The following is a 25,374-nucleotide window of genomic DNA, read 5'->3' as shown; positions in this document are numbered from 1 at the left end:
GTATTCCCGTATCAGATCGTATTCGAGGCCGCCGGCCTCTGGAGATTGTTCAGGCGAGCGTAAAGTCCGTCTTCGAGCTTCGCAAGCGTCTCGTGATTGCCTTCCTCGACGACCCGACCCTGCTGCATCACGACGATCTTGTCGGCGCGAACGACGGTGGAGAGCCGGTGCGCGATGACGACGACGGTGCGGCCGGTCATCGCCTCGTCGAGTGCCTTCTGGACGGCAGCTTCGGATTCCGTATCGAGCGCCGAGGTCGCCTCATCGAGCAGTAGGATCGGCGCGTTGCGTACCAGTGCGCGGGCGATCGACAGGCGCTGGCGCTGGCCGCCCGATAGGGTCACGCCATTCTCGCCGACGGCAGTATCGTAACCGTCGGGCTGTGCCATGATGAAATCATGCGCATAGGCGAGACGGGCCGCTTCCTCGATCTCCGCATCCGTCGCATCCGGACGGCCGTAGCGGATATTGTCGCGGATCGAACCTTCGAACAGATATGGCTGCTGCGAGACATAGGCGAGCTGCTCGCGCAGCGACTGCTTCGTCACATGCGCGATGTCCTGCCCGTCGATCACGATCTCGCCGCTTGAGGGGTCGTAAAAGCGCGGAATGAGATTGATGATCGTCGACTTGCCAGCACCCGATGGCCCGACAAGCGCTGTGGTCTTGCCGCCTTCGGCGACGAAGCTGACACCATTGAGTACGGGTTCCTTGCCATAGGCGAAGGATACATTCCGGAACTCGATCCGTGCCTCCGTTGCCTTCAGCGGCTTGGCATCCGGCAGATCGCGCTGGCGCGGTTCCATGTCGAGCAGTTCGTAGATCATCCGCGCGTTGACGGCTGCACGCTCCATCTGCACCTGCAGCTTTGCCAGGCGGCGGAGCGGGTCGTAAGCGAGCAGCAGGGCGGTTACGAAGGAGAAGAAGGCGCCCGGGGGCACGTTGTGATAGATCGACCGGTAGGCCGCATAGGCAAGGACGCCTGCGACCGCCAGACCGGCAAAGCTTTCCGTCATCGGCGCATTGCGCTCCGACAGGCGGGCAATCTTGTTGGCTCGGCCTTCGGCAACGTCGATAATCTTGTTGACCCGCTTCTCGAGCTCGCTCTCCATCGTGAACGCCTTGACGATAGAAATGCCCTGGATCGACTCCTGCATCGCGCCGAAAGCGCGGCTGTTGAGATGGATGGCTTCCTTCGTTACCTGGCGGAGGCGCTTGGAAAGATATCGAAGGCCAAGCATCAGCGGCGGCGCCATTACGAAGATGATCAGGCTGAGCAGCGGATCCTGATAGACCATCACCGAGACCAGCGAGACGAACGAAAGCAGGTCGCGTGCTGTCGACGTGATTGTCAGGTTCATGACGTCGCGGATGCCGCTGACATTCTGGCTAACCTGAGCGGCGATCTGTGCCGAACGCGTATCGTTGTAGAAGCCAACGGAAAGCGTCATCAGATGCGCGTAGATGCGCTTCTGGTACCGCGCAACGATATTGTTGCCGACCTTGGAAAGCGCCACGGCCTGGCCATAGCTGGCAAAGCCGCGGGCGACAAAAGCGAGGAAGATCGACAGGCAGATGACCCAGACGATATCGCCGCGCCGGTTGGCAAAGGCTTCGTCGATGATCGTGCGCATGATCCAGGCAGTATAAGCCGTCGAAAGCGCGACGATCACAAGACAGGCGATCGCGAACGCATAGCCCATGATGTGATCGCGGCCGTTCTCGGCGATGATGCGCTTCAGCACGCCGGTGACTGTATCGCTACTGACGCTATTGTTTGCGGACTTTTCCAAAAAATTGCGCTTCCCGTGTCGGATCCTGTGCGCGCAAAACCGCGCACTCGCGGGGCTCTATAAAGATTTGGCGGCGGCTTGGCTAGACAGGGCTTAGGCGCGCCAGCGTCTCCCATCCGTCGATACGCCGAAGGTTTCCGGTGCGCGGGCATAGAAGGAAAGCCCGGCGAGGGCTGCCAGCGGGTGGGTGACGACGTAGGTCGGGATGGCGCGCAGCCAGTGCGAGTGCGGCGCTTTGTCCTCGAAGGCGGCGCGGAATTCCGGCTTGCGAAGCGCCGGCAGGATCTTCTGCGAGATGCCGCCAGAGAGATAGACGCCGCCCTTTGCCATGAAGAGCATGGCGATATCGCCGGCCAGCCGGCCGAGATAGGTCGCAAACAGCGAGATCGTCTCCTCGGCCACCTTGTCTGTGCCCGCGAGCGCATGGGACGTGACGTCGGCCGGATCGCTGTACTTCACGTCCAGCCCGTCGGCGGTGCAGATCGCGCGGTAGAGATGGATGATGCCGCGGCCGCAGAGGATTTGTTCGGCAGAAACGCGGCCCTCGATCGTCTCGATATAGGGGAAAATCTCCAGGTCACGCTTGGAGCGCGGTCCGAGATCGACGTGGCCGCCTTCACCGGGAACCGGGATCCAGCTACCGCGGGCATGAACGAGACCGCCGACGCCAAGGCCGGTGCCCGGTCCGAGAACAGCACGCGAAGCCATCAAGTCGCCCGAGGCGGGGCCGATCTGCTCGCGGTCATTGGAGCCAAGTGCAGAGATCGCCAGTGCCTGCGCCTCGAAATCGTTGACGACGAGAACGTTCTCGATGCTGAGGCCGGAAATCATCGTATGCGGACGCACGACCCAGTCGCAGTTCGTCAGCGGGATCTCGTCGCCGTTGATCGGGCCTGCAACGGCAAGAATGGCCGAGCGGGGCCGCAAATCCGTCTTGGCGAAAACGCCCGCCTTGATGGCATCGTCGATCGTCTCGAAATCGGCCGTCCGGACATTCGGAAAATTCACCGCCTCGGCTGTGGCGTCGGCGAGAATGGAGAAGCGCGCATTCGTGCCGCCAATATCGCCGATCAGGATCGGGAAGGGCATATGGGCATCGCTGGCATCAAGCATGGATTGGGCCTCTTCCGTTTCAAGCTTTCAGGGTCGGGATGAGTTTGTCTGCGGTCGCTTCGTTGAGCGCCATCGGGATATCGTAGACGATCGCGAGCCGCATGAGCGCCTTGACGTCGACATCATGCGGCATCGGGGTCAGCGGGTCGACGAAGAAGATCAGGGCGCCGATTTCACCCGTCGAGATCAGCGCGCCGATCTGCTGGTCGCCGCCGAGAGGGCCGCTTTTCAGACGGGTGACATCGAGGTCAGGGACGGCGTCGAGAACCCGGCCGCCCGTCGTGCCGGTCGCGACGATCTTCCATTTGGCGAGAAGGTCGCGGTTGCGGCGGGCAAATTCCGCCATGTCGTCCTTCTTCTGGTCATGAGCAATCAATGCAAGGCACTTGCCGCCGGCCATGAGAAAGGACCTCCATCCCGGGTTTCAATCGATTTGGCCGCTTCTATACCAAGCCGGCGATTTGAAACACAAGCCTCACGGTAATCATTGCATCGGCTTGTCGTCAGGAACCGGGCCGATGGCGGGAAGGCCCTGGTCGGAAACGGCGGGAGCCGCTGCCGGTACCGCCGTCAGAGCGCTCGCTGCCGAGCCGCCGCCATAGGTTGCTTCGGCAACCGAGGAGACGGACGGGGCGGCCAAAATGGCAGCGCAGGCTTTTGGCAGATCGGAGACCATGCCCTCGCGCGGCGGCTTCGGCGGCGGCGCATTCGGCTTCGGCGGTGCGGGCTTCGCCCAGGGTTCCTTGGTGAACCACCACGCCAGCGATTTGTCACAGCCGTCACCGGCAGCAACGGGCGCCTGCGGCTTGCAGGCAGCGGCGCCCGGCGGGCACTTCATGCGGATGTGGAAGTGGGAATCGTGACCATATTCCGGACGCAGCTTGCCTAGATTGGTGCGGTCGCCAGTCCAGGTGTCGCACATCTTCTTCTTGATCGCCGGATTGACGAAGATGCGCTCGACCTGCGGATAACTCGCGGCAAGCATCAGAAGTTCGGCGCGCGATTGGGTCCAGATCTTCGGGTCGACGGTCAGGAATTTGCCCTTCTGCAGCATGGTCGTGAAAGGCAGGGCTTCCCGTTGCTGAGCATTCATCCGCTGCGATGGCATCGGCGTGAACCAGATATCGGCGTCGAGGCCGACCTGATGCGAGGCGTGGCCATTGAACATCGGTCCGCCGCGCGGCTGCGCGATATCGCCGACGAGAATGCCCGGCCATCCGATCTGCTGCTGCGCGTCACGCGAGAAGCGCTCGAGCAGCGAAATCATCGCCGGATTGCCCCAGCGGCGATTGCGCGAAAGCCGCATCGCCTGCCAGGTCGGTCCGTCGGCGGGAAGCGCCACGGCGCCCGACATGCAGCCCTTGGCATAGAAGCCGATCGGCTGTGCCGGCCCCTGGGAAGGAAGCGACACCGAGCCGAAGATTGCCTTCGCGCTTCCCGGGCTCGGCTGCTTCTGCTGCGCGCCCGCATCGGCCGAGACGAGGCCGACGCCCAGCGCACCCGCCAAGGCGAGTTTGCCGAAAATCTTGGAAGAAGCGAGGCGGAGCGTCATGCGAATTCCCGAAATTGCCAGTGATTTGCGGTCGAATTTACCGTGAAAAGCAATTCGGGTGAATCGGTGTTTTCATGGTGCTCGCGCCTAGGTGCTTTGCCTCCGCTCAGAGATTGGCGAGGATATCGGCAGTCTTTCTGACCCGCGACAGCCGCGACAGGATCTTCTCGCACGAAAATCCGTGCATCTCCGCGGTGAAGCTCGTCATCGCGTCTTCGGCGGCAATGACCGCGTAGTTATGCGCATAGGCGTCGCGAATGGTCGACTCGACACCGAAATTGGTCGCGATCCCGGCGAGGATTACCGTCTTGATGCCGCGGCGGCGAAGCTGAAGGTCGAGATCGGTGCCGTAGAAGGCGCTCCACTGGCGCTTGACGACATGGGCATCGACCGTCAGCGCGGCGATCTCCGGCGGCGCCTCAAGCGCAGTGGCGGGCAAGCCGCCTTTCGGGAAGCTCGCCGGTTCGTCGGCTGGATGGTTGACGGCGTCAGCGTAATCAGCAGAGAAACCGACGGTCACCAGAATGACCGTTCCACCCTGTGATTTCAGCTGCCTGGCAATCGCTGCCGTGTTTTCAATGACCTGCTGAGCGCTATGAGGAGCAACCGGCCGGCTGGTGATAAAGGCCTGCAGGTCGATAGAGATAAGCGCGGTGGTCTTGGGATCGTAAAGGGACATGAGGGGGCTCCGAACGACTAGTCAAAATTTCGCGAGAACGGCAAAAACCAAACTCTCTCCTGTTTTTCGCCGCCATTTTCCTTATTCTCGCCGAAACCGAAACAATAGGGGTTGGCGAATGGCATTTGTGGGGTCGAAGAAAAGTCTGGTTGTTGCTCTCGTGGCACTGAGCGCACTGGCCTTGCCCGTCAAAGCCCAGGAGCAGAATTTCCAGATCGGCACGTCGTCAATCGGTGAACTCAAGTACCAGCCCGGCTTCAAGCACTTCGACTACGTCAATCCCGATGCGCCGAAGGGCGGCGATGCCAAGCTCTCGACCGCAGGCACTTTTGATACATTCAATCCGTTGCTCTCGAAGGGAGATGCCGCGGTTGGATTGAGCCTTGTCTTCGAGACGCTGCTCAAGTCAGCCGACGACGAAGTGCTTTCATCCTACGGCTTGCTGGCCGAAGGGGTTTCCTATCCCGCCGACGTGTCAAGCGCCACCTTCCGGCTCCGCGCCGAGGCTAAATGGGCGGACGGCCAGCCGGTCACCCCGGATGATGTGATCTTCAGCTTCGACAAATCGAAAGAGCTCAATCCGCTTCTGTCGAACTACTACAAGCACGTCGTGAAGGCCGAAAAAGTCGGCGACCGCGACGTGAAATTCACCTTCGACGAGAAGAACAACAAGGAACTGCCTAACATTCTCGGCCAGGTCATTGTCCTGCCGAAGCACTGGTGGGAAGCCACGGGCGCCGACGGAAAGCCACGCGACATTTCCAAGACGACGCTTGAGCCTGTTATGGGGTCGGGACCGTACAAAATTGCCGCCTTCTCCGCCGGGGCGACCGTCCGCTACGAACTGCGTGACGACTACTGGGGCAAGGACATTCCCGTAAACGTCGGCCAGAACAATTTCCGCAATATTCTCTACACATACTTCGGCGACCGCGACGTCGAGTTCGAAGCGTTTCGTGCCGGCAATACCGATTACTGGCAGGAAACACAGGCCAGCCGCTGGGCCACGGGATACGACTTTCCCGCGGTGAAGGATGGCCGGGTCAAGAAGGAAGACGTCCCCAATCCGCTTCGCGCGGCAGGGATCATGCAGGCCCTGGTGCCAAACATGCGGCGTGACCTCTTCAAGGATGAACGCGTACGTGAAGCGCTGAACTACGGTTTCGATTTCGAAGAGATCAATCGCACAGTGGCTTTTGGCAGCTACACGCGCGTCGACAGCTATTTCTGGAATACCGATCTCGCTTCTTCCGGCCTCCCCGAGGGCCGTGAACTGGAGCTTTTGCAGGGTCTCAAGGACAAGGTGCCGCCGGAGATATTCACGACGCCCTATACCAACCCGGTCGGTGGCGATCCGCAAAAGAGCCGGGACAATCTCCGCAAAGCGATTGCTCTGCTGAAAGAGGCTGGTTGGGAAATCAAGGGCAACCGGATGGTGAACTCCGCGACGGGTCAGCCGATGAGTTTCGAAATCCTGCTTGCCAGTCCGATATTGGAACGCTGGGCCGTGCCCTATGCCAATAACCTGAAAAAGATCGGTATCGATGCGCGGGTCCGCACCGTTGATGCCTCGCAATATACAAACCGGGCGCGCAGCTTCGATTATGACATGATCTGGAATGTCTGGGGTGAAACCATGAACCCCGGTAACGAGCAGGCAGACTACTGGGGTTCTGGTTCTGTCAATCAGCAGGGCTCGCGCAACTATGCCGGCATCGCTAATCCGGCAGTCGATGCGCTGGTGAAGATGATCATCTTTGCGCCCAACCGCGACGAGCAGGTCGCCGCGATCAAGGCGATGGATCGCGTGCTATTGGCCAATCACTACGTCATTCCGCTGTTCTACCGGAAAACCTATTGGATCGCCTATTGGGACAAGCTAACGCATCCGGCCGCTTATCCCGAATATTCCATCGGCTTCCCCGAAGTCTGGTGGTCGAAGGACGCGAAATAGCGGACTTGCATTGGCAGGGCCGCTGGGGTCCAAATGGTCCATTCGAATCACCATGAAGAAGCCGGGCTAACCGGCGAAAGGCTTATGGATTGACGACTTCTGACAGGATGCGCATCCCGGCGAAATTCAAGACCTGGAAGGCCGCGCGCTGATGGGAGCCTATATCCTTCGCCGCCTGCTTCTGATGATACCGACGATCGTCGGTATCATGGCGATCTCCTTCACCGTCATCCAGTTTGCGCCCGGCGGCCCGGTCGAGCAGGTGATCGCCCAGCTGACCGGCCAGGCCGACAGCGCCGACCAGCGCCTATCAGGCGGCGGTGGAGATCTGCTGGGACAAGGCGGTGATGAAGGCTCGAAATATCGCGGCGCCCAGGGCCTCGATCCTGAATTGATCGCCAAGCTCGAAAAGCAGTTCGGCTTCGACAAGCCGCCGCTCACTCGCTTCGGCGAGATGATGTGGAACTACATCCGCTTCGATTTCGGCGAGAGCTTCTTCCGCAACACCTCGGTTCTCGACCTGATCAAGGATAAGCTGCCGGTCTCGATTTCGCTCGGCGTCTGGATCATGATCTTCTCCTACGTGATCTCGATTCCGCTCGGCATCCGCAAGGCGGTCAAGGACGGCTCGACCTTCGATGTTTGGACATCGGGCGTGATCATTGTCGGCTATGCAGTTCCGAGCTTCCTGTTCGGTATCCTGCTGATCGTTCTCTTCGCCGGCGGCTCCTTCTATGACTGGTTCCCGCTGCGCGGCCTGGTCTCGGATAATTTCGACCAGCTCGCCTGGTGGCAGAAGCCGCTCGACTATTTCTGGCATCTGACGCTGCCGCTGATCTCGCTCTCGCTCGCCGCTTTTGCCACGACGACGCTGCTGACGAAGAACTCCTTCATCGAGGAGATCAAGAAGCAGTATGTGACGACGGCGCGCGCAAAAGGCCTGAATGAACGCCAGGTGCTCTATGGTCACGTATTCCGCAACGCCATGCTGATCATCATCGCCGGCTTCCCCGGCGCCTTCATTTCGGCCTTCTTCACGGGTTCGCTGCTGATCGAGAACATCTTCTCGCTCGATGGCCTCGGCCGCCTCGGCTATCTCTCGGTCGTCAACCGCGATTACCCGATCGTCTTCGCGACGCTCTATATCTTCTCGCTGCTCGGCCTCTTCGTCAGCCTGATCTCGGACCTGATCTACACCTGGATCGATCCCCGCATCGACTTCGAGCGGAGGGACGTCTGATGGATACCGCTGCAAATCCTGCGACGGCGACGCCCGTCAAGCCGCCGCGCAGGGGCCTGCTGTCGCCGACAAACGTCCGCCGTTGGCGGAATTTCAAGGCGAACCGGCGCGGCTACTGGTCGTTCTGGCTGTTCATGGTCCTCTTCGTGCTGACCCTGTTTGCCGAACTGATCGCCAACGACAAGCCGATCATCGCGTCCTACAAGGGCGAGATCCTCTTCCCCGTCGTTATCGATTACCCGGAAGAGAAATTCGGCGGCTTCCTGGCGGAGACGGACTATCGCTCTGATGTCATCTCCGACGAAATCAATGCCAATGGCTGGATGATCTGGCCGCCGATCCATTACTCCTACCGGTCGGTCAATTCGAACATTCCGCGCTCGGCGCCGACGCCGCCTTTCTGGCTGATGAGCTCCGAGGAACGCTGCTCCGGCTACCCGCAGGGCGTCAACGATCCGAATTGCAACTATGGCAATCTGAATTGGCTGGGCACGGATGATCAGGCACGCGATGTGCTGGCCCGCGTCATCTATGGCTTCCGTATCTCCGTGCTCTTCGGCCTGGCACTGACGATCTGCTCGGCAGTCGTCGGGGTGACGGCGGGCGCGGTCCAGGGCTATTTCGGCGGCTGGACCGATCTGCTGTTGCAACGCTTTATCGAGATCTGGTCATCGATGCCGGTTCTCTACATCCTGCTGATCATCGCCGCGATCCTGCCGCCGGGCTTCTTCGTGCTGCTCGGCATCATGCTCTTGTTCTCCTGGGTCGGCTTCGTCGGTGTCGTGCGCGCCGAATTCCTGCGTGCCAGAAACTTCGAATATGTCCGCGCCGCCCGCGCGCTCGGCGTCAACAACCGAACCATCATGTGGCGCCATCTGCTGCCGAACGCCATGGTCGCGACGCTGACCTTCCTGCCCTTCATTCTCTCGGGCTCGATCACCACGCTGACCTCGCTGGACTTCCTCGGCTTCGGTATGCCGCCAGGCTCGCCGTCGCTGGGTGAGATGATCGCGCAGGGCAAATCCAATCTGCAGGCGCCGTGGCTCGGGCTCACCGCCTTCTTTGCCATGTCGATCATGCTCTCGCTGCTGATCTTCATCGGCGAGGCGGTGCGCGATGCCTTCGATCCAAGAAAGACCTTCCAATGAGCGAGAGCCCTGAAACCCTCCTCTCGGTCAAGGATTTGTCCGTCGCCTTTCATCAGGGCGGCGAAACATCGCTGGCTGTGGATCGCATTTCCTTCGACATCCGCAAGGGCGAAGTCGTCGCGCTGGTCGGTGAGTCCGGCTCCGGCAAGTCCGTCTCGGCAAACTCCATCCTGCGGCTGCTTCCCTATCCCTCGGCGAGCCACCCGACGGGCCAGATCCTGTTCAAGGGCAAGGATCTCCTGAAGGCATCGGACAAGGAGCTGCGCCAGGTGCGCGGCAACGACATCACGATGATCTTCCAGGAGCCGATGACCTCGCTCAATCCGCTCCACTCGATCGAGAAGCAGATTGCCGAAATCCTCGATCTCCATCAGGGCGTAACCGGTGCCGCCGCGCGAAAGCGTGTGCTCGAACTACTCAATCAGGTCGGCATCCGCGAGCCGGAGAAGCGGCTGAAGGCCTATCCGCACGAGCTCTCCGGCGGCCAGCGTCAGCGCGTGATGATCGCCATGGCGCTCGCCAATCGCCCGGAACTGCTGATCGCCGACGAGCCGACGACGGCGCTTGATGTCACCGTCCAGGCGCAGATCCTCGAGCTTCTGCGCCAGCTGAAAGGCGAGCATGGCATGTCCATGCTCTTCATCACCCACGATCTCGGCATCGTCCGCAAATTTGCCGATCGCGTCTGCGTCATGACCAAGGGCAAGATCGTCGAAACCGGCACGGTGGAAGAAGTCTTCACCCGCCCTCAGCACGATTATACCCGACACCTGCTGGCTTCCGAACCGCGCGGAGAGCCGCCGCTCGCCGATCCCTCGAAGCCTGTCGTCATCGAAGGCAACGATGTCCGCGTCTGGTTCCCGATCAAGGCCGGGCTGATGCGCCAGGTCGTCGATCACGTAAAGGCGGTCGATGGCATCGATCTGTCGCTGCGCGCCGGCCAGACGCTCGGCGTCGTCGGCGAATCCGGCTCCGGCAAGACGACACTCGGACTGGCGCTGACGCGGCTGATCTCGTCGAAGGGCCGCATCAGCTTCGTCGGAAGGGATATAGCGAGCTATTCGTTCACCCAGATGCGCCCGTTGCGCAACCAGCTGCAGGTCGTGTTCCAGGATCCCTATGGATCGCTCAGCCCGCGCATGTCGGTCGGCGATATCATCGCTGAGGGCCTGAAGGTACATGAGCGCTCGCTCACGCACGAGGAGCGTGACCAGCGCGTCTGCTGGGCGCTGGAGGAAGTCGGTCTCGATCCGCTGACCCGCTGGCGCTACCCGCATGAATTTTCCGGCGGTCAGCGGCAGCGCATTGCGATCGCCCGCGCCATGGTGCTGAAGCCGCGCTTCGTCATGCTCGACGAGCCGACCTCGGCGCTCGACATGAGCGTCCAGGCGCAGGTCGTCGATCTCCTTCGCGATCTGCAGAAGAAGCATGATCTCGCCTATCTCTTCATCAGCCATGACCTGAAGGTCGTCAAAGCGCTCGCCAACGATGTCATCGTCATGCGCTTCGGCAAGGTGGTGGAGCAGGGGCCGTCGGCCGAGATCTTCAGCGCGCCGAAGGACGATTACACCAAGGCGCTGATGGCCGCCGCGTTCAACATCGAGGCAGTGCCGACGCCTGCCGTGCAGCAGTAAAGAAGACCATGTCCGCAAGACCGCCCATTCTCGTCGATCTCAAGTTCAATGCTGAGGGCATCGCCCGCATCCTGAAAACCGCCTTTGCGGATCGCGGCAGCATCAATCTCGCCGATCCCGAGACCAAGGGCAGGGATCTCAGCGCCTGCGAATACGCGCTGCTCTGGAAGCCGGATGCTGATCTTTTCGACCGGGCACCGAACCTCAAGATCATCTTTTCAGGCGGCGCCGGCGTCGATAGCATCATGACCCTGCCGGGCCTGCCCGATGTGCCGATCGTCCGCTTCGTCGACCGCAGCCTGACAGTGCGGATGAGCGAATGGGTGGTCATGCAGTGCCTCATGCACCTGCGCGACCAGCGCGGCCACGACCGGCACCAGCGCGATCGCATCTGGGGCAAGGCGGCGCCTCCGGAAGCGGCCGAAGTCACCGTCGGCGTCATGGGCCTCGGCGTGCTCGGCCAGGATGCCGTCCGCAAGCTCAAGGTCATGGGCTTCAACGTCATCGGCTGGTCGCGCACGAAGAAGGAACTCGAAGGCGTCGAGACTTTCGATGCCGCAGGCCTCGATCGCTTCCTGTCGAAGACCGATATCCTCGTTGGCCTGCTGCCGCTGACGCCGGAAACGACGGGCTTCTACAATGCCGGCCTGTTCGGCAAGCTCCGCCAGGGCGGCGCCCTCGGCAAGCCGATCTTCGTCAATGCCGGGCGCGGCAAGAGCCAGGTTCAGGCCGATATCGTTGCCGCGATTGAAGGCGGCATTCTGGGCGGTGCCTCGCTTGACGTCTTCGAGGTGGAGCCTTTGCCCGCCGACGATCCGCTCTGGGGTCTCGACAGCGTCTTCATCACCCCCCATGACGCGGCGATCTCAGAGGAAAATGCGCTCTTCCGCCATGTCGAGCAGCAGATCGCCCGCTTCGAGCGCGGCGAGCCCCTGCAGTTCCTGGTCGATCGCACCGCCGGTTACTGAGCGGTCGGGAACCTTCGCAGCCTCTTTTCGTTGTTCTTCCGTAGGCTCTGCAGCAGACCGCATCGCGGCTGCCCAGAAATCGGAAGGAGACAGGCATGGCGCATCAGATGGAAACCCGCTGGGAAAAATCCGATGGCAAGCTTCATGAAGAAGAGCAGATTTCTCCGGTCAAGGCCAAGCAGGGCCGTACCGGCAAGCGTATTCTGACGGTTCTGATCGTCGCTCTCGTGCTCGCCTTCATTGTCTGGATCCCGGTGGAGATCTGGGGCAAGCGTGAGGCCAGCGAGGTTGCGCCGCAGCAGCCCGGCCAGGAATTGCAGTCTGAGCAGCCGGCGCCGCCGGCAGCCCCGTCGCTGCAGAATGGCAATGGCGTACCGACCGAGACGCCGAACAATTCGGCTCCCGCTGGCAACGCCCAGCCTGCGACCCCGGCGACACCGGCAGCGCCCTCTGCGCAGTAATGGGGTATTGGGTCTAGGCGATCATCAAAGGCCCTGCCGCTTCCCGCGGCAGGGCTTTGTATTTGCACTGGACTTTACCGTATGATTTTTCGATAAGAAGACGCACAGGACCGGCCGTCATGTGCCGCGCACCCGGCCGGTATGCATGGGGTGGAGCATGGCCAAGACCGATATCGCGAGACGCGTTTACAATCACGCCTGGAAGCTGGACCCGATCGTCCGCAGCCTGATCGATACGGACTTCTACAAGCTTCTGATGCTGCAGATGATCTGGAAGCTCTATCCCGACGTCAACGCAACCTTCACGCTGATCAACCGCACGAAGCGGGTACTCCTCGCCGAAGAGATCGACGAGGGCGAGTTGCGCGAACAGCTGGATCACGCACGCACGCTGCGTCTCTCCAAGAAGGAGATGATCTGGCTCGCCGGTAACAGCTTCTATGGTCGCGCCCAGATTTTCGAGCCTGAGTTCCTCGCCTGGTTTTCGCATTTCCAGCTGCCGGAATACGAGCTCTCCAAGAAGGATGGCCAATACGTTCTGGATTTCCACGGCTCCTGGAAGGAGACGACGATGTGGGAAATCCCGGCGTTGGCGATCATCAACGAACTGCGCTCGCGCTCGGCGATGAAGGCGCTCGGTCCCTTCACGCTCGATGTTCTCTATGCCCGTGCCAAGGCCAGGATGTGGACCAAGGTCGAGCGATTGAAGGAACTCCCGGGTCTCAGGATTTCCGATTTCGGCACGCGCCGTCGTCACAGCTTCCTGTGGCAGCGCTGGTGCGTCGAGGCGCTGAAGGAAGGCATCGGCCCGGCCTTTACCGGTACTAGCAATGTTCTGCTCGCCATGGACTCCGATCTGGAAGCCGTCGGCACCAATGCCCACGAACTGCCGATGGTCGCAGCCGCGCTCGCGCAGACGGACGACGACCTTGCCAAGGCGCCCTACAAGGTTCTGCGCGACTGGAACCGCCTCTATGGCGGCAACCTGCTGATCGTCCTGCCGGATGCTTTCGGCACCACGGCCTTCCTGCGCGACGCGCCGGAATGGGTTGCCGACTGGACCGGCTTCCGTCCGGACAGCGCGCCGCCGGTCGAGGGCGGTGAGAAGATCATCGAGTGGTGGAAGAAGATGGGCCGCGATCCGCGCCAGAAGCTTCTGATCTTCTCGGATGGTCTGGATGTCGACGCGATCATCGACACCTACAAGCATTTCGAGGGACGGGTCCGCATGAGCTTCGGCTGGGGAACCAACTTGACGAATGATTTTGCCGGCTGCGCACCGACCGAGATCTCCGGGCTGAACCCGATCTCCGTCGTCTGCAAGGTCAGCGACGCCAATGGCCGCCCTGCAGTCAAGCTCTCAGACAATCCGCAAAAGGCTACAGGTGAGCCGGCCGAAGTCGAGCGCTATCTGAAATTCTTCGGCGCGGAAGATCGCGTCGATCAGGAAGTATTCGTCTGATGTGATCAGGCGTGCGGCTTGCGCTTGTCTTCTTCCTCTTCGCGGATCGCATCCTGGTGATACCAGCTGTCGAAAGCCGCATCGCAGATGTTGGGATCGATCGCGAGCGGATCCTTCGCGCCAAAGCGCTCGCCGGGACGGCGGAACTTGACGGGGAACTGGTAGATCTTTGCGGATTCGCCTTGAAAACTTGTCGGCATCCTATCGCCTTCCATTATCTATGCGTACCGGTCATCCGGGCAGTGATAATAACAGATTGCCCATGATTTGCGCAAATGGCTCAAAATATAGGCAATTATTGTGGGCTTCGTAAGCAGTTGATAAAATGTGTGAAAACTTCTGTGGCTCCTGCATCTTTTTCAGGCGTTTGGGCCTTTGAAGAAAAACGCAGCCATCGCCCGCCAGTTCCCGCCTAACCCCCCGCTTTCATTGAAAGTTAACGTCCGGTCTCCCCGGCGCCCTGCCTGCGCGTTTTGACGCACCCTGAAGGGCGAATTTCGAACTGGCACGCTACGTGCTTGTTAGTGTGCATCCGCTGGTGAAACGCACCCTCAGGATTTGTGACACGCACACGTTTGAGAGACTGGCCAATGACAAAGTATAAGCTCGAGTACATCTGGCTCGATGGGTACACTCCTGTACCGAACCTGCGCGGCAAGACGCAGATCAAGGAATTCGACGCGTTTCCGACGCTCGAGCAGCTCCCGCTCTGGGGCTTCGATGGTTCGTCCACGATGCAGGCCGAAGGCCGCAGCTCTGATTGCGTCCTGAAGCCGGTCGCAGTTTATCCGGATCCGGCTCGCACGAACGGCGTTCTCGTCATGTGCGAAGTCATGATGCCTGATGGCGTTACCCCGCATGCGTCCAACAGCCGTGCGACCATTCTCGACGACGAAGATGCATGGTTCGGCTTCGAGCAGGAATACTTCTTCTACGAAAACGGCCGTCCGCTCGGCTTCCCGGAGCAGGGCTACCCGGCTCCGCAGGGTCCGTATTACTGCGGCGTCGGCTCGTCCAACGTTGGCCCGGTTGCCCGCGAAATCGTCGAAGAGCATCTCGACCAGTGCCTCGCTGCCGGCATCAACCACGAAGGCATCAATGCCGAAGTGGCCAAGGGTCAGTGGGAATTCCAGATTTTCGGCAAGGGCTCCAAGAAGGCCGCCGACCAGATCTGGATGGCACGCTACCTGCTGCAGCGCCTGACTGAAAAGTACGGCATCGACATCGAATATCACTGCAAGCCGCTCGGCGACACCGACTGGAACGGCTCGGGCATGCACTGCAACTTCTCGACCAAGTACATGCGCGAAGTTGGCGGCAAGGCTTATTTCGAAGCCCTGATGGCGCAGTTCGAAAAGAACCTCGACGCTCACATCGCTGTCTACGGTCCTGATAACGACAAGCGCCTCACCGGCAAGCACGAAACGGCTCCGTGGAACAAGTTCTCCTACGGCGTTGCCGACCGTGGTGCTTCGATCCGCGTTCCGCATTCCTTCGTCAAGAACGACTACAAGGGCTACCTGGAAGATCGCCGCCCGAACTCTCAGGGCGACCCCTACCAGATCGCTTCCCAGGTTCTGAAGACGATCTCGGAAGTTCCGCTGTCGGGTTCGGCTTCGGCTGCTGCCTGAGGCTAAAAGGGTTTTCCTCCCAAGGGCGCCGGCTGCTTGCAGCCGGCGTTTTCTTTTTGATGCACCGGATTTCTTCGGCTGCACGACACAGCTATAATTGCGTCCATGGCTCAAAGAGCAGGCAGCGCCGATCTTCCCCTGCATGGCGGCAGGGTTCCCAAATGGCTGGGCGACCGGATGACGAAGCTCGGTGCACTCGTCACCGAAGCGATCGTCCATCACTACGGCCGCGACGAATTTCTGCGCCGTCTCGCACACCCTTTCTGGTTCCAGTCCTTCGGCGCCGTCATGGGCATGGACTGGCATTCCTCGGGCATCACCACCAGTGTTCTCGGCGCGCTGAAGCGCGGCCTGACGCCGCTCTCGGGTGAGCTCGGCCTGCATGTCTGCGGCGGCCGCGGCGCCCAGTCGCGGCGCACCCCGGACGAGCTTGCCGCGATCGGCAACCGCGTCGGCATCGACGGCATTGCGCTGGCGCAGGCAAGCCGCCTCGTCGCCAAGGTTGATAGCGCCGCCCTCCAGGATGGCTTCGATCTCTACCTCCACGGCTTCATCGTCACCGACGACGGCAAATGGGTGGTGGTTCAGCAAGGCATGAACGGCGACAACAGGCAGGCCCGCCGCTATCACTGGCTGTCCGAGGGCCTGGAAAGCTTCGTCAATTCGCCGCATGCCGCGATTGAAGGCCGCACTCAGGGCAACATCGTCAACCTCGCCGACAGGCGTGCCGAGCGTTCCCGCGCCGGACAGCTCGATCTCCTCGCGACGCTCGGCCCCGACCGCATCGTCCGCGAAGCCGCAGCACTGGCGCTTGACACGAGAAAGCCTGCGCCGCTGCCCGACCAGATGCTCCTGCCGCACCTGATCATGCCCGCCCATCACGATGTCCGCGAAAAGGACGTCAACATGAAGCGTCTGCACGGCAATCTGGCGGCCGCGGCGGATCGTGGCCCTGAAGATTTCGAGCAGCTTCTCCTCGTCCCCGGTGTCGGCGCCCGCACCGTCCAGGCGCTCGCCATGGTCGCCGAAGTCGTCCACGGCGCGCCCTACCGCTTCTCCGACCCCGCCCGTTTCTCGATCGCCCACGGCGGCAAGGACCGCCATCCATTCCCCGTGCCGCTGAAGGTTTACGACGAAACCATCAAGGTGATGAAATCGGCGGTCCAGAAGGGCCGCCTCGGGCGCGAGGAAGAGCTTGAGGCGCTCAAGCGCCTCGACGACCAGTCCCGCCAGCTGGAGCGCTATGTCACAGGCCCCGATCTCAAGGAGATCGTTGCCGGCGAATTCAGGAATTCGCCGGAATGGGGCGGTCGCAGCGTGTTCGGCTGGGAGGGTGAGGAGCGGTAGTTATTCCGTGCCGAGCCTGCCGAACTGCCCCGGCTTGCGCTTGGCAGGTGCAGGCGCTCTGGCTCCCATCGGGTAGCGGTCGGAAGGGCGCGGGCCGTCACCCGGAATAAACGCCAGAACCAGGAGCGCGGCGTAGAAGAATATCGCGATCCCTTGGATCGCAATGTCGGGAAGCGGGATCGCCACGAATTTCGGGATGAAGACGGGCGCAAGTGGCACCAGCATCACATATTGCGGCCAGCCGATGTGCCGAATCCTGCTCGATACCATGTAAAGGAGACCGATGACGGTTACGGCCGTCATCGCGATCACCGAAATGAAGTGAAGCGTTTCGAACATCGACCGGCGTGCCGCAAGATCCGCCGCTCGGCGATCGACCGAGGCGCCGCCGCCCAGAATCATGTTCATCGCGCCGGCAGCCGTAGCGGCTCGCAGTTTCTCCATGTCCTCCGGCGTCGGCTTGCGGCCGGAAGCAACGAGGTCGTTCAGAGCTTTCTCCTGCCCTGGAAACATCAGCGGCATGTTCTTGCCGTTGCCGGCCGGTCGTTTCGCAGCAACCGCAGCATCGCTAACCGGCCGCGGCGCCATCAGCTCGCGCGCGGCTTGGTCATGCTGGGTCATGATGAAGCGTTCGATCGGGTCCTTGGCGAAATCGAAGCAGAACATGAGGACCAGCAGGATTGCATAGCCAATCCGTCCCAGCTTGGACTCACCGAATATAGTCATGAAGTTGAGTTCCCCACCGCAACGCAGGGAATATACCCTTATTGGTTGAATAAGGTGCTAATGAGCCGGCGTAAATTCTAGAAAATCTGCGGCTCGACAGGCAATCTGTCGTGTGGCGCCGCAACCGAGAGGCATGGTAATGTCGGGAAAAAAGAAAAATGGCGGACAAGGTGGGATTCGAACCCACGGTACGCTTTCACGTACACACGCGTTCCAGGCGTGCGCCTTAAACCACTCGGCCACCTGTCCTGCTTTTTTGATTGGCGTCAGTGGACGCAAATCGTTGGAACGGCGCGATATATACCGATGAATTTTCGAGGATCAACCTAAATCTAACAGATTTTTGACTTCTTCGGATAAAACTCCGCCCGCGTCATGCATTGCGCTTTCCAGGACACGGACTTATCGTGGCCCTGAGGGCGGAAAATGGCGTGGCTGGCCGGGGTTTTCGGCATCGGGTGCGCCGGAGGGTTTTATGCGTTTCTTGTTGCGTTTGAGTAGTCTTGTCGCGCTTGCCGTTGCGGTGATCGCGGGGACGATCGATTCCATCCAGTCAGTTGCGGCCTCCGCCGTGGTGATGACGCCGATGGGCGATGCCTGGCAGGATGTCAGCCCCGCCTCGCTTTTGGCGCTGCAGTCCGCAACCGCTTATTATATCCACCCGCGCTTCTACGCTTTCATCTTCCAGTGGCTGATGCTGCAGCCCGCTTTCGGCGTGTTTCTGGTGCTTGCGCTGCTGCTCTGGATGGTCGGATATAAGAAGCCCCCGGTTGCAGGCCGCTTCACGGCCTGATCACCGAAAAAGCAGTTTCGTAGCGGCTTTTGCGCAGAAATCAGCCTGATTGAACTGATTTTCGGCATCCCCGGCAAATTTTTACCACCCGAAAAATTTCTCGTGAAATTTTCATTCAGCCATGCAAGGATGCGCGAAGCCAGGCCTCCGGGGGGAGGCCGGTGGTTCCGCAGACATGCCTCGCAGAAGGCTTGCGGGAGGACCCCTAACAAATAGCAACAACAGGGCTGCAACTCATGAAAAAAACCCTCCTTTCTCTCCTGGCCGTGGCCGCGATGTCCACGACGGCGCTCGCCGCTGACATCAAGCCGGCTCTCGTTTACGGCACCGGCGGAAAGTTCGATAAGTCCTTCAACGAAGCTGCCTACAATGGCGCTGAGAAGTTCAAGAAGGAAACCGGTATCGCTTATCGCGATTTCGAGCCGACCGGCGATACGCAGGGCGAGCAGGCGATCCGCAACTTCGCAAGCCGCGGCTTCAACCCGGTTGTTGCCGTCTCCTTCGCCTGGACCTCGGCGGTCGAAAAGGTTGCTGCTGAATTCCCGGACACCAAGTTCATCATCGTTGATGCTGTCGTCGACAAGCCGAATGTCCGTTCGGTCGTCTACAAGGAAGAAGAAGGCTCCTTCCTCGTTGGTGTTCTCGCCGGCATGGCATCGAAGACCGGCAAGGTTGGCTTCGTTGGCGGCATGGACATTCCGCTGATCCGCAAGTTCGAATGCGGCTACGAGCAGGGCGCTCGCTCGGTCAAGGCCGACGTTGAAGTCTTCCAGAACATGACCGGCACGACCGGTGCTGCCTGGAACGACCCGGTTCGCGGCGGTGAGCTCACCAAGAACCAGATCGACCAGGGCGCTGACGTCGTTTACGCGGCAGCTGGCGCAACCGGTCTCGGCGTTCTCCAGACGGCTGCCGACAACAAGAAGCTGTCGATCGGCGTCGACTCCAACCAGAACTACCTGCATCCGGGCTCGGTCCTGACCTCGATGGTCAAGCGCGTCGACCTCGCCGTCTACAACGCCTATTCCGACACCAAGAACGACAAGTTCACCGGTGGCGTTCAGGCTCTCGGCGTCAAGGAAGACGGCGTTGCCGCTGCGATCGACGAAAACAACAAGTCGCTGATCACGCCGGAAATGCAGGCTGCTGTCGACAAGGCAAAGGCTGACATCATCGCAGGAACCATCAAGGTTCACGACTACACGTCGGACAACGCTTGCCCGAAGTGATCCGCGATTGAGATGGGCGTATGGCGTGTTGATTTCACCGCCATACGCCCTTTTCTTATTTGGAGCCTGCTGTGACAGACACGCCCGCAATCGAACTCGTGGGCATCGATAAGAAATTCGGTGCCGTCCACGCAAACAAGGACATCAACCTTACCGTCGCCAAGGGCTCGATCCATGGCATCATCGGAGAAAACGGTGCCGGTAAGTCGACTTTGATGTCGATCATCTACGGTTTTTATCACGCCGACGCCGGCGAAATCCGCGTCAATGGCACGCCGATCTCGATCCGCGACAGCCAGACGGCGATCGCCGCCGGTATCGGCATGGTGCACCAGCACTTCATGCTGGTCGACAATTTCACGGTGCTTGAGAATATCATGCTCGGCGCCGAAGGCGGCGCGCTGCTCGCCAAGGGCGTGGCTTCTGCCCGCGCCGAGCTGAAGCGCCTGGAAAAGGAATACGGCCTGGAGGTCAATCCTGACGCGCTCATCGAGCAGCTTCCGGTCGGCCTGCAGCAGCGCGTCGAAATCCTGAAGGCCATGTATCGTGGCGCCGAGATTCTCATCCTCGACGAGCCGACGGGCGTTCTGACCCCGGCCGAAGCCGATCACCTGTTCCGCATCCTCAAGGTGCTGCGCGACCAGGGCAAGACCGTTATCCTCATCACCCACAAGCTGCGCGAGATCATGGCGATCACCGATACGGTATCGGTCATGCGCCGCGGCGAAATGGTGGCGACCCGCAAGACGGCCGAGACGACGGTCGAAGAACTCGCCGAGCTGATGGTCGGCCGCCGCGTTCTGCTGCGCGTCCAGAAGGGCGAATCCAATCCGGGCAAGGTCATCCTGTCGGTCAAGAACCTGACGGTGAAGGACAACCGCGGTGTCACCATGGTCGACAACGTCTCCTTCGATGTCCGGGGCGGCGAGATCGTCGGCATTGCCGGCGTTGCCGGTAACGGCCAGTCGGAACTGCTCGAAGCCATCGCCGGCATCCGCAAGCCGGCATCCGGCGAAATCCTGCTCGACGGCCAGCCGATCGACAAGGCCGATCCCGCGCGCCTGCGCGAACTCGGTCTCGCTCATATTCCCGAGGACCGTCATCACATGGGTCTGGTCCTGAAATTCGAGGAATACGAGAACTCGGTCCTCGGCTATCACCGCAAGCCGGCCTATAGCAAAGGCCCGCTGCTCGATCTCGATGCCATCCGCAAGGATGCCATGGAGAAGATCGAGAAATACGACATCCGCCCGCCGAACCCGCGCCTGAAGACTGCGAACTTCTCCGGCGGCAACCAGCAGAAGATCGTCGTGGCGCGCGAAATCGAGCGTGATCCGTCGGCCCTGATCATCGGTCAGCCGACCCGTGGCGTCGATATCGGCGCCATCGAATTCATTCACCGCCGGATCATCGAGATGCGCGACGCGGGCAAGGCGATCCTGCTCGTCTCCGTCGAACTCGATGAAATCCGTGCCCTTTCCGACCGTATCCTTGTCATGTTTGCCGGCCATGTCGTCGGCGAGAAGACGCCCGATGCCGGTGAACAGACCCTCGGCCTGATGATGGCCGGCATTGCCGCGTGAGGCTTGAATGAGCACTGCTTCCGTACCCCTACCGCGATGGATCAATTACGGCCTCATCCCGTTCCTGAACCTTCTCGTCGCTTTCCTCATCTCCGGCTTCGTCGTCTGGCTGATCGGCGAAAGCCCGCTTGATGCGCTCTCCCTGCTGATCGAAGGTGCTTTCGGCAGCGGCGAAGGCATCGGCTTCACGCTGTTCTATGCCACGAGCTTCATCTTCACCGGCCTCTCGGTCGCCGTCGCCATCCATGCCGGCCTGTTCAATATCGGCTCCGAAGGACAAGCCTATCTGGGTGGTCTCGGCTGTGCGCTTGTGGCGCTGGCGCTGGACAATTATGTGCCCTGGTATGTGACCATGCCGATCGCCGTCATCGGCGCCGGTATCTTCGGCGCTGCCTGGGCCTTCGTCCCGGCCTATCTCCAGGCCAAGCGCGGCAGCCACATCGTCATCACGACGATCATGTTCAACTATATCGGCGCGGCGCTGATGGTGTACCTGCTGGTGCATGTGCTGATCGTGCCGGGCAAAATGGCGCCGGAAACGCGCACCTTTCTCGATGGCGGCCAGCTGCCGAAGTTAGGCTGGGTGATGGAGATATTCGGCGGCAAGCTTGGCGCTGCACCGTTCAATGTCTCCTTCATCATCGCGCTCGTCGTCGCCTGGCTGGTCTGGCTGCTGATCTGGCGCACCAAGCTCGGCTTCGAGATGCGCACGCTCGGCGTCAGCCCGACGGCTGCCGCCTATGCCGGCATCCCCTATGCCCGCACGGTGATGATCGCCATGCTGCTCTCGGGCGCACTGGCCGGCATGATGGCGTTGAACCCGGTCATGGGTGCGTCCGCGCGTCTGCAGGTCGAGTTCGTCGGCGGCGCGGGTTTCGTCGGTATCGCCGTCTCGCTGATGGGCCGCAATCATCCGCTCGGTATCATCTTCGCGGCAATCCTCTTCGGCGTTCTCTATCAGGGCGGCGACTGGATTTCCTTCGAGATGCCGAACATCACCCGTGAGATGATCCTGGTCATCCAGGGTCTCGTCATCCTCTTTGCCGGTGCGCTGGAATATATGTTCCGCCCGGCGATGGTTCACATCTATCAGCGGCTAACGGGCAAGTGAGGGCGAGCGATGGATTATTATGACATCTTCATCAGCGTTCTCAGCTCGACGATCCGTCTGTCGATCCCGCTGATCTTCACCGCGCTTGCCGGTCTGTTTTCCGAACGCGCCGGCGTCTTCGATATCGGCCTCGAAGGCAAGATGCTGGGATCGGCCTTTGCCGCCGCCTGCGTCGCCTATGTGACCGATTCTGCCTGGCTCGGCCTCGTTGCCGGCATTCTCTGCTCAGTGGCGCTTAGCCTGGTCCACGGCTTTGCCTCGATCACCAATCGCGGCAACCAGATCATCTCGGGCGTCGCCATCAACTTCTTCGTCGCCGGTATTACCATCGTGCTCGGCCAGGCCTGGTTCGGCCAAGGCGGCCGTACGCCGCAGCTGGCAGGCGATGCGCGCTTCACGCCTATCACACTCCCCGGCGCCGATGCGATGCGCGACGTGCCGGTGATCGGGCCGCTTTATGCGAATGTGATTTCAGGCAACAACATCCTGACCTATCTCGCTTTCGTGGCGGTGCCGCTCTCCTGGTGGATCCTCTATCGCACGCGCTTCGGACTTCGCCTGCGTGCCGTCGGCGAAAATCCAGGCGCGGTCGATACCGCTGGTATCTCGGTCACTTGGCTGCGTTACCGCGCCGTCATGTGCGCCGGCATCCTCTGCGGCTTCTCCGGCACCTATCTGGCGATCGCCCAGTCGGCGGCCTTCATCAAGGACATGTCGGCAGGCAAGGGCTATATCGCGCTTGCCGCGCTCGTCTTCGCCAAGTGGAAGCCGGTGCCCGTCATGTTCGCCTGCCTGCTCTTCGGCTTCCTCGATGCGCTGGCAAACTTCATGCAGGGAAAGCAGGTACCGTTGATCGGCGAAGTGCCGGTGCAGATCTTCCAGGCGCTGCCTTACGTCCTCACCTGCGTGCTGCTGGCCGGGTTCATCGGCGTAGCAATCCCGCCGAAGGCCGGCGGCGTGCCCTATACGAAGGAACGTTGATCCATGTCCCACGACCTGTTCGAGGCCGCCCGCGGCGCCATGGCTTTCGCCCACGCGCCCTATTCGAAATTCCCCGTTGGCGCGGCCATCCGCGCCGAGGATGGCAAGGTCTATACCGGCGCCAATATCGAGAACCTCTCCTTCCCGCAGGGCTGGTGCGCCGAACCGACGGCAATCAGCGCCATGATCATGGGCGGCGCCAAAAAGATCGTCGAGATGGCCGTCATTGCCGAGAAGCTGCCGCTTTGCCCGCCCTGTGGCGGCTGCCGCCAGAAGATCTCGGAATTCGCCTGGAAGGACACCAAGATCTATCTCTGTGACGAGGTGGGCGTGAAGAAGACCATGACCATGGAAGAGCTTCTGCCCTTCAGCTTCGAGACCGAACTCGGATGAACGCGGCGATCGACCTGCTCGTCGGAAAGCTCGGCGGGCTCGTGCCGCGCCACGGGATCATTCTCGGTTCCGGCCTCGGCTCGCTCGTCGGCGAGCTGGAGAACCCGGTTCGCGTTGCCTACAAGGATCTGCCCGGCTTTCCGGTGAGCGCCGTATCCGGCCATGCAGGCGAGGTCGTTGCCGGCCGTCTCGGCGGCGTACCCGTCATCATGCTCTCGGGCCGCGTGCACTTCTACGAAAAGGGCGATGCCAATGCCATGCGCCTGCCGATCGAGGTTCTCAAGGGCCTCGGCGTCCAGTCGCTGTTTCTGACCAATTCGGCTGGATCCTTGCGCGAGGAAATGCCGCCGGGTTCGGTGATGCAGATCACCGATCACATAAACTATTCCGGCATCAACCCGCTGATCGGCGAGGAAAGCGATCGCCGCTTCGTGGGCATGACTAATGCCTACGATGCTGAGCTCACGGTCGCGATGCGCAAGGCTGCCGAGAAGCTCGGCATCAAGCTGTCGCACGGGGTCTATATGTGGTTCTCCGGGCCGAGCTTCGAAACACCGGCCGAGATTCGCATGGCCCGCATTCTCGGCGCTGATGCCGTCGGCATGTCGACGGTGCCGGAAGTGATCATTGCCCGAATGTTGGGCCTCAGGGTTGCAGCAGCGTCGGTAATCACCAATTATGGGGCCGGCATGACCGGTGCCGAACTCAGCCACGACGAAACGAAAGACATGGCGCCCGTTGGCGGCGCGCGTCTCGCAGCCATCCTCAAGGAAATGGTCGCGGGTGGAGGAAGCAACAATGACTAATCACACGCACAAGGAGACGGCGGCAGTCGCGCTCTCCCTGCTCGATCTGACGAACCTCAAGGACGACTGCACCGAAGCGCAGATCGATGCGCTCTGCGAACGTGCGCAGACGCCTTTCGGAAACAGCGCCGCAATCTGCATCTGGCCGCGTTTCATCGCCCGCGCCCGCACCGTTCTCGGCAAGGGCCACAAGGTCAGGATCGCAACCGTCGTCAACTTCCCGTCGGGCGACATGGAAATCGCCGATGTAGCCGCCGAAACCCGCGAAGCGATCGCCGACGGCGCTGACGAGATCGACCTGGTCATTCCCTACCGCAAGTTCCTGGCGGGCAATGAGAAGTCTGTCACCGACATGGTTTCCGCCATCCGCGCCGAATGCGGCAGCGGCACGCTGCTCAAGGTCATCCTTGAAACCGGGGAGATCAAGGACCCCACGCTTATCCGCCGTGCCTCAGAGCTCGCGATCGAGGCAGGTGCCGATTTCATCAAGACCTCCACCGGCAAGGTCTCGGTCAATGCCACCCTCGAGGCCGCCGATATCATGATCCGCGCCATCCGCCAAAGCGGCCGCAAGGTCGGCTTCAAGCCGGCAGGCGGGATCGGTTCGGTCGCCGACGCAGCACTCTATCTCAGCCTCGCCGAAACGATCATGACGCCGGACTGGCCGATGCCCTCGACCTTCCGCTTCGGTGCCTCCGGCCTGCTGGACGATATCCTGGCGGTCCTCAGCGGCACGCAGCCCGCGCCCACCCAGGCCTCGAGCTACTGAG

The 25,374-nt window shown here is 61.1% G+C and carries 24 protein-coding genes and 1 tRNA gene; 17 read left to right on the top strand and 8 right to left on the bottom strand.

Annotated features, from left to right (window positions below):
* Positions 1-11: 11 nt before the first annotated feature.
* The 5 genes from ACQZ5H_RS25090 to ACQZ5H_RS25070 form a co-directional block, all read right to left on the bottom strand.
* Positions 12-1,793 carry an ABC transporter ATP-binding protein gene (locus tag ACQZ5H_RS25090; protein ID WP_449099262.1) on the bottom strand — a complete coding sequence of 594 codons (1,782 nt, stop codon included), beginning with the start codon at positions 1,791-1,793 and terminating at the stop codon, positions 12-14.
* Between the two features lie 93 nt (positions 1,794-1,886).
* Complete coding sequence (locus tag ACQZ5H_RS25085) at positions 1,887-2,906, bottom strand: glucokinase (RefSeq protein ID WP_449099261.1); 1,020 nt, start codon at positions 2,904-2,906, stop codon at positions 1,887-1,889.
* 19 nt (positions 2,907-2,925) lie between these two features.
* Entirely contained in the window at positions 2,926-3,306 is a 381-nt protein-coding gene (locus ACQZ5H_RS25080) for a methylglyoxal synthase (protein ID WP_112385066.1), read from the bottom strand.
* 84 nt (positions 3,307-3,390) lie between these two features.
* The gene (gene mepA / locus ACQZ5H_RS25075; RefSeq protein ID WP_449099260.1) at positions 3,391-4,458 is read right to left on the bottom strand and encodes a penicillin-insensitive murein endopeptidase; all 1,068 of its coding nucleotides are present in this window, start codon (positions 4,456-4,458) and stop codon (positions 3,391-3,393) included.
* A gap of 106 nt (positions 4,459-4,564) precedes the next feature.
* The gene (locus ACQZ5H_RS25070; protein ID WP_449099259.1) at positions 4,565-5,137 is read right to left on the bottom strand and encodes a hydrolase; all 573 of its coding nucleotides are present in this window, start codon (positions 5,135-5,137) and stop codon (positions 4,565-4,567) included.
* Between the two features lie 118 nt (positions 5,138-5,255).
* Here ACQZ5H_RS25070 and ACQZ5H_RS25065 point away from each other — a divergent pair, with 118 nt between their 5' ends.
* The 7 genes from ACQZ5H_RS25065 (at position 5,256) to pncB (ending at position 14,004) form a co-directional block, all read left to right on the top strand.
* Complete coding sequence (locus tag ACQZ5H_RS25065) at positions 5,256-7,091, top strand: extracellular solute-binding protein (protein ID WP_449099258.1); 1,836 nt, start codon at positions 5,256-5,258, stop codon at positions 7,089-7,091.
* 151 nt (positions 7,092-7,242) lie between these two features.
* On the top strand, positions 7,243-8,331 hold the full coding sequence (locus ACQZ5H_RS25060; protein ID WP_130279349.1) for a microcin C ABC transporter permease YejB: 1,089 nt from the start codon (positions 7,243-7,245) through the stop codon (positions 8,329-8,331).
* Positions 8,331-9,479 (top strand): ABC transporter permease, encoded by a 1,149-nt coding sequence (locus ACQZ5H_RS25055; protein ID WP_449099257.1) that lies wholly within the window; start codon positions 8,331-8,333, stop codon positions 9,477-9,479. Before ACQZ5H_RS25060 ends, ACQZ5H_RS25055 begins: the two co-directional genes overlap by 1 nt.
* A complete protein-coding gene (locus ACQZ5H_RS25050) occupies positions 9,476-11,113 on the top strand; it encodes an ABC transporter ATP-binding protein (protein ID WP_449099256.1) in 1,638 nt (545 codons plus the stop codon). The genes ACQZ5H_RS25055 and ACQZ5H_RS25050 overlap by 4 nt, the downstream gene beginning before the upstream one ends.
* A gap of 8 nt (positions 11,114-11,121) precedes the next feature.
* On the top strand, positions 11,122-12,081 hold the full coding sequence (locus tag ACQZ5H_RS25045) for a 2-hydroxyacid dehydrogenase (RefSeq protein ID WP_449099255.1): 960 nt from the start codon (positions 11,122-11,124) through the stop codon (positions 12,079-12,081).
* Positions 12,082-12,176: 95 nt separating this feature from the next.
* Positions 12,177-12,542 carry a hypothetical protein gene (locus tag ACQZ5H_RS25040; protein ID WP_449099254.1) on the top strand — a complete coding sequence of 122 codons (366 nt, stop codon included), beginning with the start codon at positions 12,177-12,179 and terminating at the stop codon, positions 12,540-12,542.
* A 157-nt stretch (positions 12,543-12,699) separates the two neighbouring features.
* Positions 12,700-14,004 (top strand): nicotinate phosphoribosyltransferase, encoded by a 1,305-nt coding sequence (gene pncB / locus ACQZ5H_RS25035; protein ID WP_112714090.1) that lies wholly within the window; start codon positions 12,700-12,702, stop codon positions 14,002-14,004.
* 5 nt (positions 14,005-14,009) lie between these two features.
* On the opposite strand, the gene ACQZ5H_RS25030 is transcribed toward pncB, so the two are convergent.
* Positions 14,010-14,204 (bottom strand): DUF2735 domain-containing protein, encoded by a 195-nt coding sequence (locus ACQZ5H_RS25030; protein WP_112714088.1) that lies wholly within the window; start codon positions 14,202-14,204, stop codon positions 14,010-14,012.
* A gap of 390 nt (positions 14,205-14,594) precedes the next feature.
* Here ACQZ5H_RS25030 and ACQZ5H_RS25025 point away from each other — a divergent pair, with 390 nt between their 5' ends.
* Positions 14,595-15,635: a glutamine synthetase beta-grasp domain-containing protein gene (locus tag ACQZ5H_RS25025; protein WP_112714086.1), complete on the top strand. Its 1,041-nt coding sequence runs from the start codon at positions 14,595-14,597 to the stop codon at positions 15,633-15,635.
* A gap of 105 nt (positions 15,636-15,740) precedes the next feature.
* The gene (locus ACQZ5H_RS25020; protein WP_199629824.1) at positions 15,741-16,982 is read left to right on the top strand and encodes a DUF763 domain-containing protein; all 1,242 of its coding nucleotides are present in this window, start codon (positions 15,741-15,743) and stop codon (positions 16,980-16,982) included.
* Here the strand turns inward: ACQZ5H_RS25020 and ACQZ5H_RS25015 are convergent, their stop codons facing one another.
* Together ACQZ5H_RS25015 and ACQZ5H_RS25010 are read right to left on the bottom strand one after the other, a co-directional pair.
* Entirely contained in the window at positions 16,983-17,708 is a 726-nt protein-coding gene (locus ACQZ5H_RS25015; RefSeq protein WP_449099253.1) for a hypothetical protein, read from the bottom strand.
* Positions 17,709-17,867: 159 nt separating this feature from the next.
* Positions 17,868-17,957: transfer RNA gene (locus ACQZ5H_RS25010), tRNA-Ser, on the bottom strand.
* Between the two features lie 226 nt (positions 17,958-18,183).
* Between ACQZ5H_RS25010 and ACQZ5H_RS25005 the strand changes: the two genes are divergently transcribed.
* The 8 genes from ACQZ5H_RS25005 to deoC all read left to right on the top strand — a co-directional run bounded on the left by ACQZ5H_RS25005 (position 18,184) and on the right by deoC (position 25,373).
* Entirely contained in the window at positions 18,184-18,501 is a 318-nt protein-coding gene (locus tag ACQZ5H_RS25005; RefSeq protein ID WP_112714080.1) for a hypothetical protein, read from the top strand.
* A gap of 236 nt (positions 18,502-18,737) precedes the next feature.
* Positions 18,738-19,730, top strand: a complete 993-nt coding sequence (locus tag ACQZ5H_RS25000; protein ID WP_130279344.1) for a BMP family lipoprotein — start codon at positions 18,738-18,740, stop codon at positions 19,728-19,730.
* A gap of 71 nt (positions 19,731-19,801) precedes the next feature.
* Entirely contained in the window at positions 19,802-21,313 is a 1,512-nt protein-coding gene (locus tag ACQZ5H_RS24995) for an ABC transporter ATP-binding protein (RefSeq protein WP_112714076.1), read from the top strand.
* Between the two features lie 7 nt (positions 21,314-21,320).
* Entirely contained in the window at positions 21,321-22,424 is a 1,104-nt protein-coding gene (locus ACQZ5H_RS24990; protein WP_449099252.1) for an ABC transporter permease, read from the top strand.
* A gap of 9 nt (positions 22,425-22,433) precedes the next feature.
* Positions 22,434-23,405, top strand: coding sequence for an ABC transporter permease (locus ACQZ5H_RS24985; protein ID WP_449099251.1), 972 nt, complete (start codon positions 22,434-22,436; stop codon positions 23,403-23,405).
* 3 nt (positions 23,406-23,408) lie between these two features.
* Positions 23,409-23,798 (top strand): cytidine deaminase, encoded by a 390-nt coding sequence (locus ACQZ5H_RS24980; RefSeq protein ID WP_449099250.1) that lies wholly within the window; start codon positions 23,409-23,411, stop codon positions 23,796-23,798.
* Positions 23,795-24,604 carry a purine-nucleoside phosphorylase gene (locus ACQZ5H_RS24975; RefSeq protein ID WP_199625922.1) on the top strand — a complete coding sequence of 270 codons (810 nt, stop codon included), beginning with the start codon at positions 23,795-23,797 and terminating at the stop codon, positions 24,602-24,604. The genes ACQZ5H_RS24980 and ACQZ5H_RS24975 overlap by 4 nt, the downstream gene beginning before the upstream one ends.
* Positions 24,597-25,373 (top strand): deoxyribose-phosphate aldolase, encoded by a 777-nt coding sequence (gene deoC, locus ACQZ5H_RS24970; RefSeq protein ID WP_449099249.1) that lies wholly within the window; start codon positions 24,597-24,599, stop codon positions 25,371-25,373. Before ACQZ5H_RS24975 ends, deoC begins: the two co-directional genes overlap by 8 nt.
* Position 25,374: the final 1 nt, after the last annotated feature.

This window comes from Rhizobium sp. 21-4511-3d (assembly GCF_053522545.1).
Note: the sequence above shows the minus strand (reverse complement) of the source record. Positions and strands in the feature narration are given on the sequence as shown.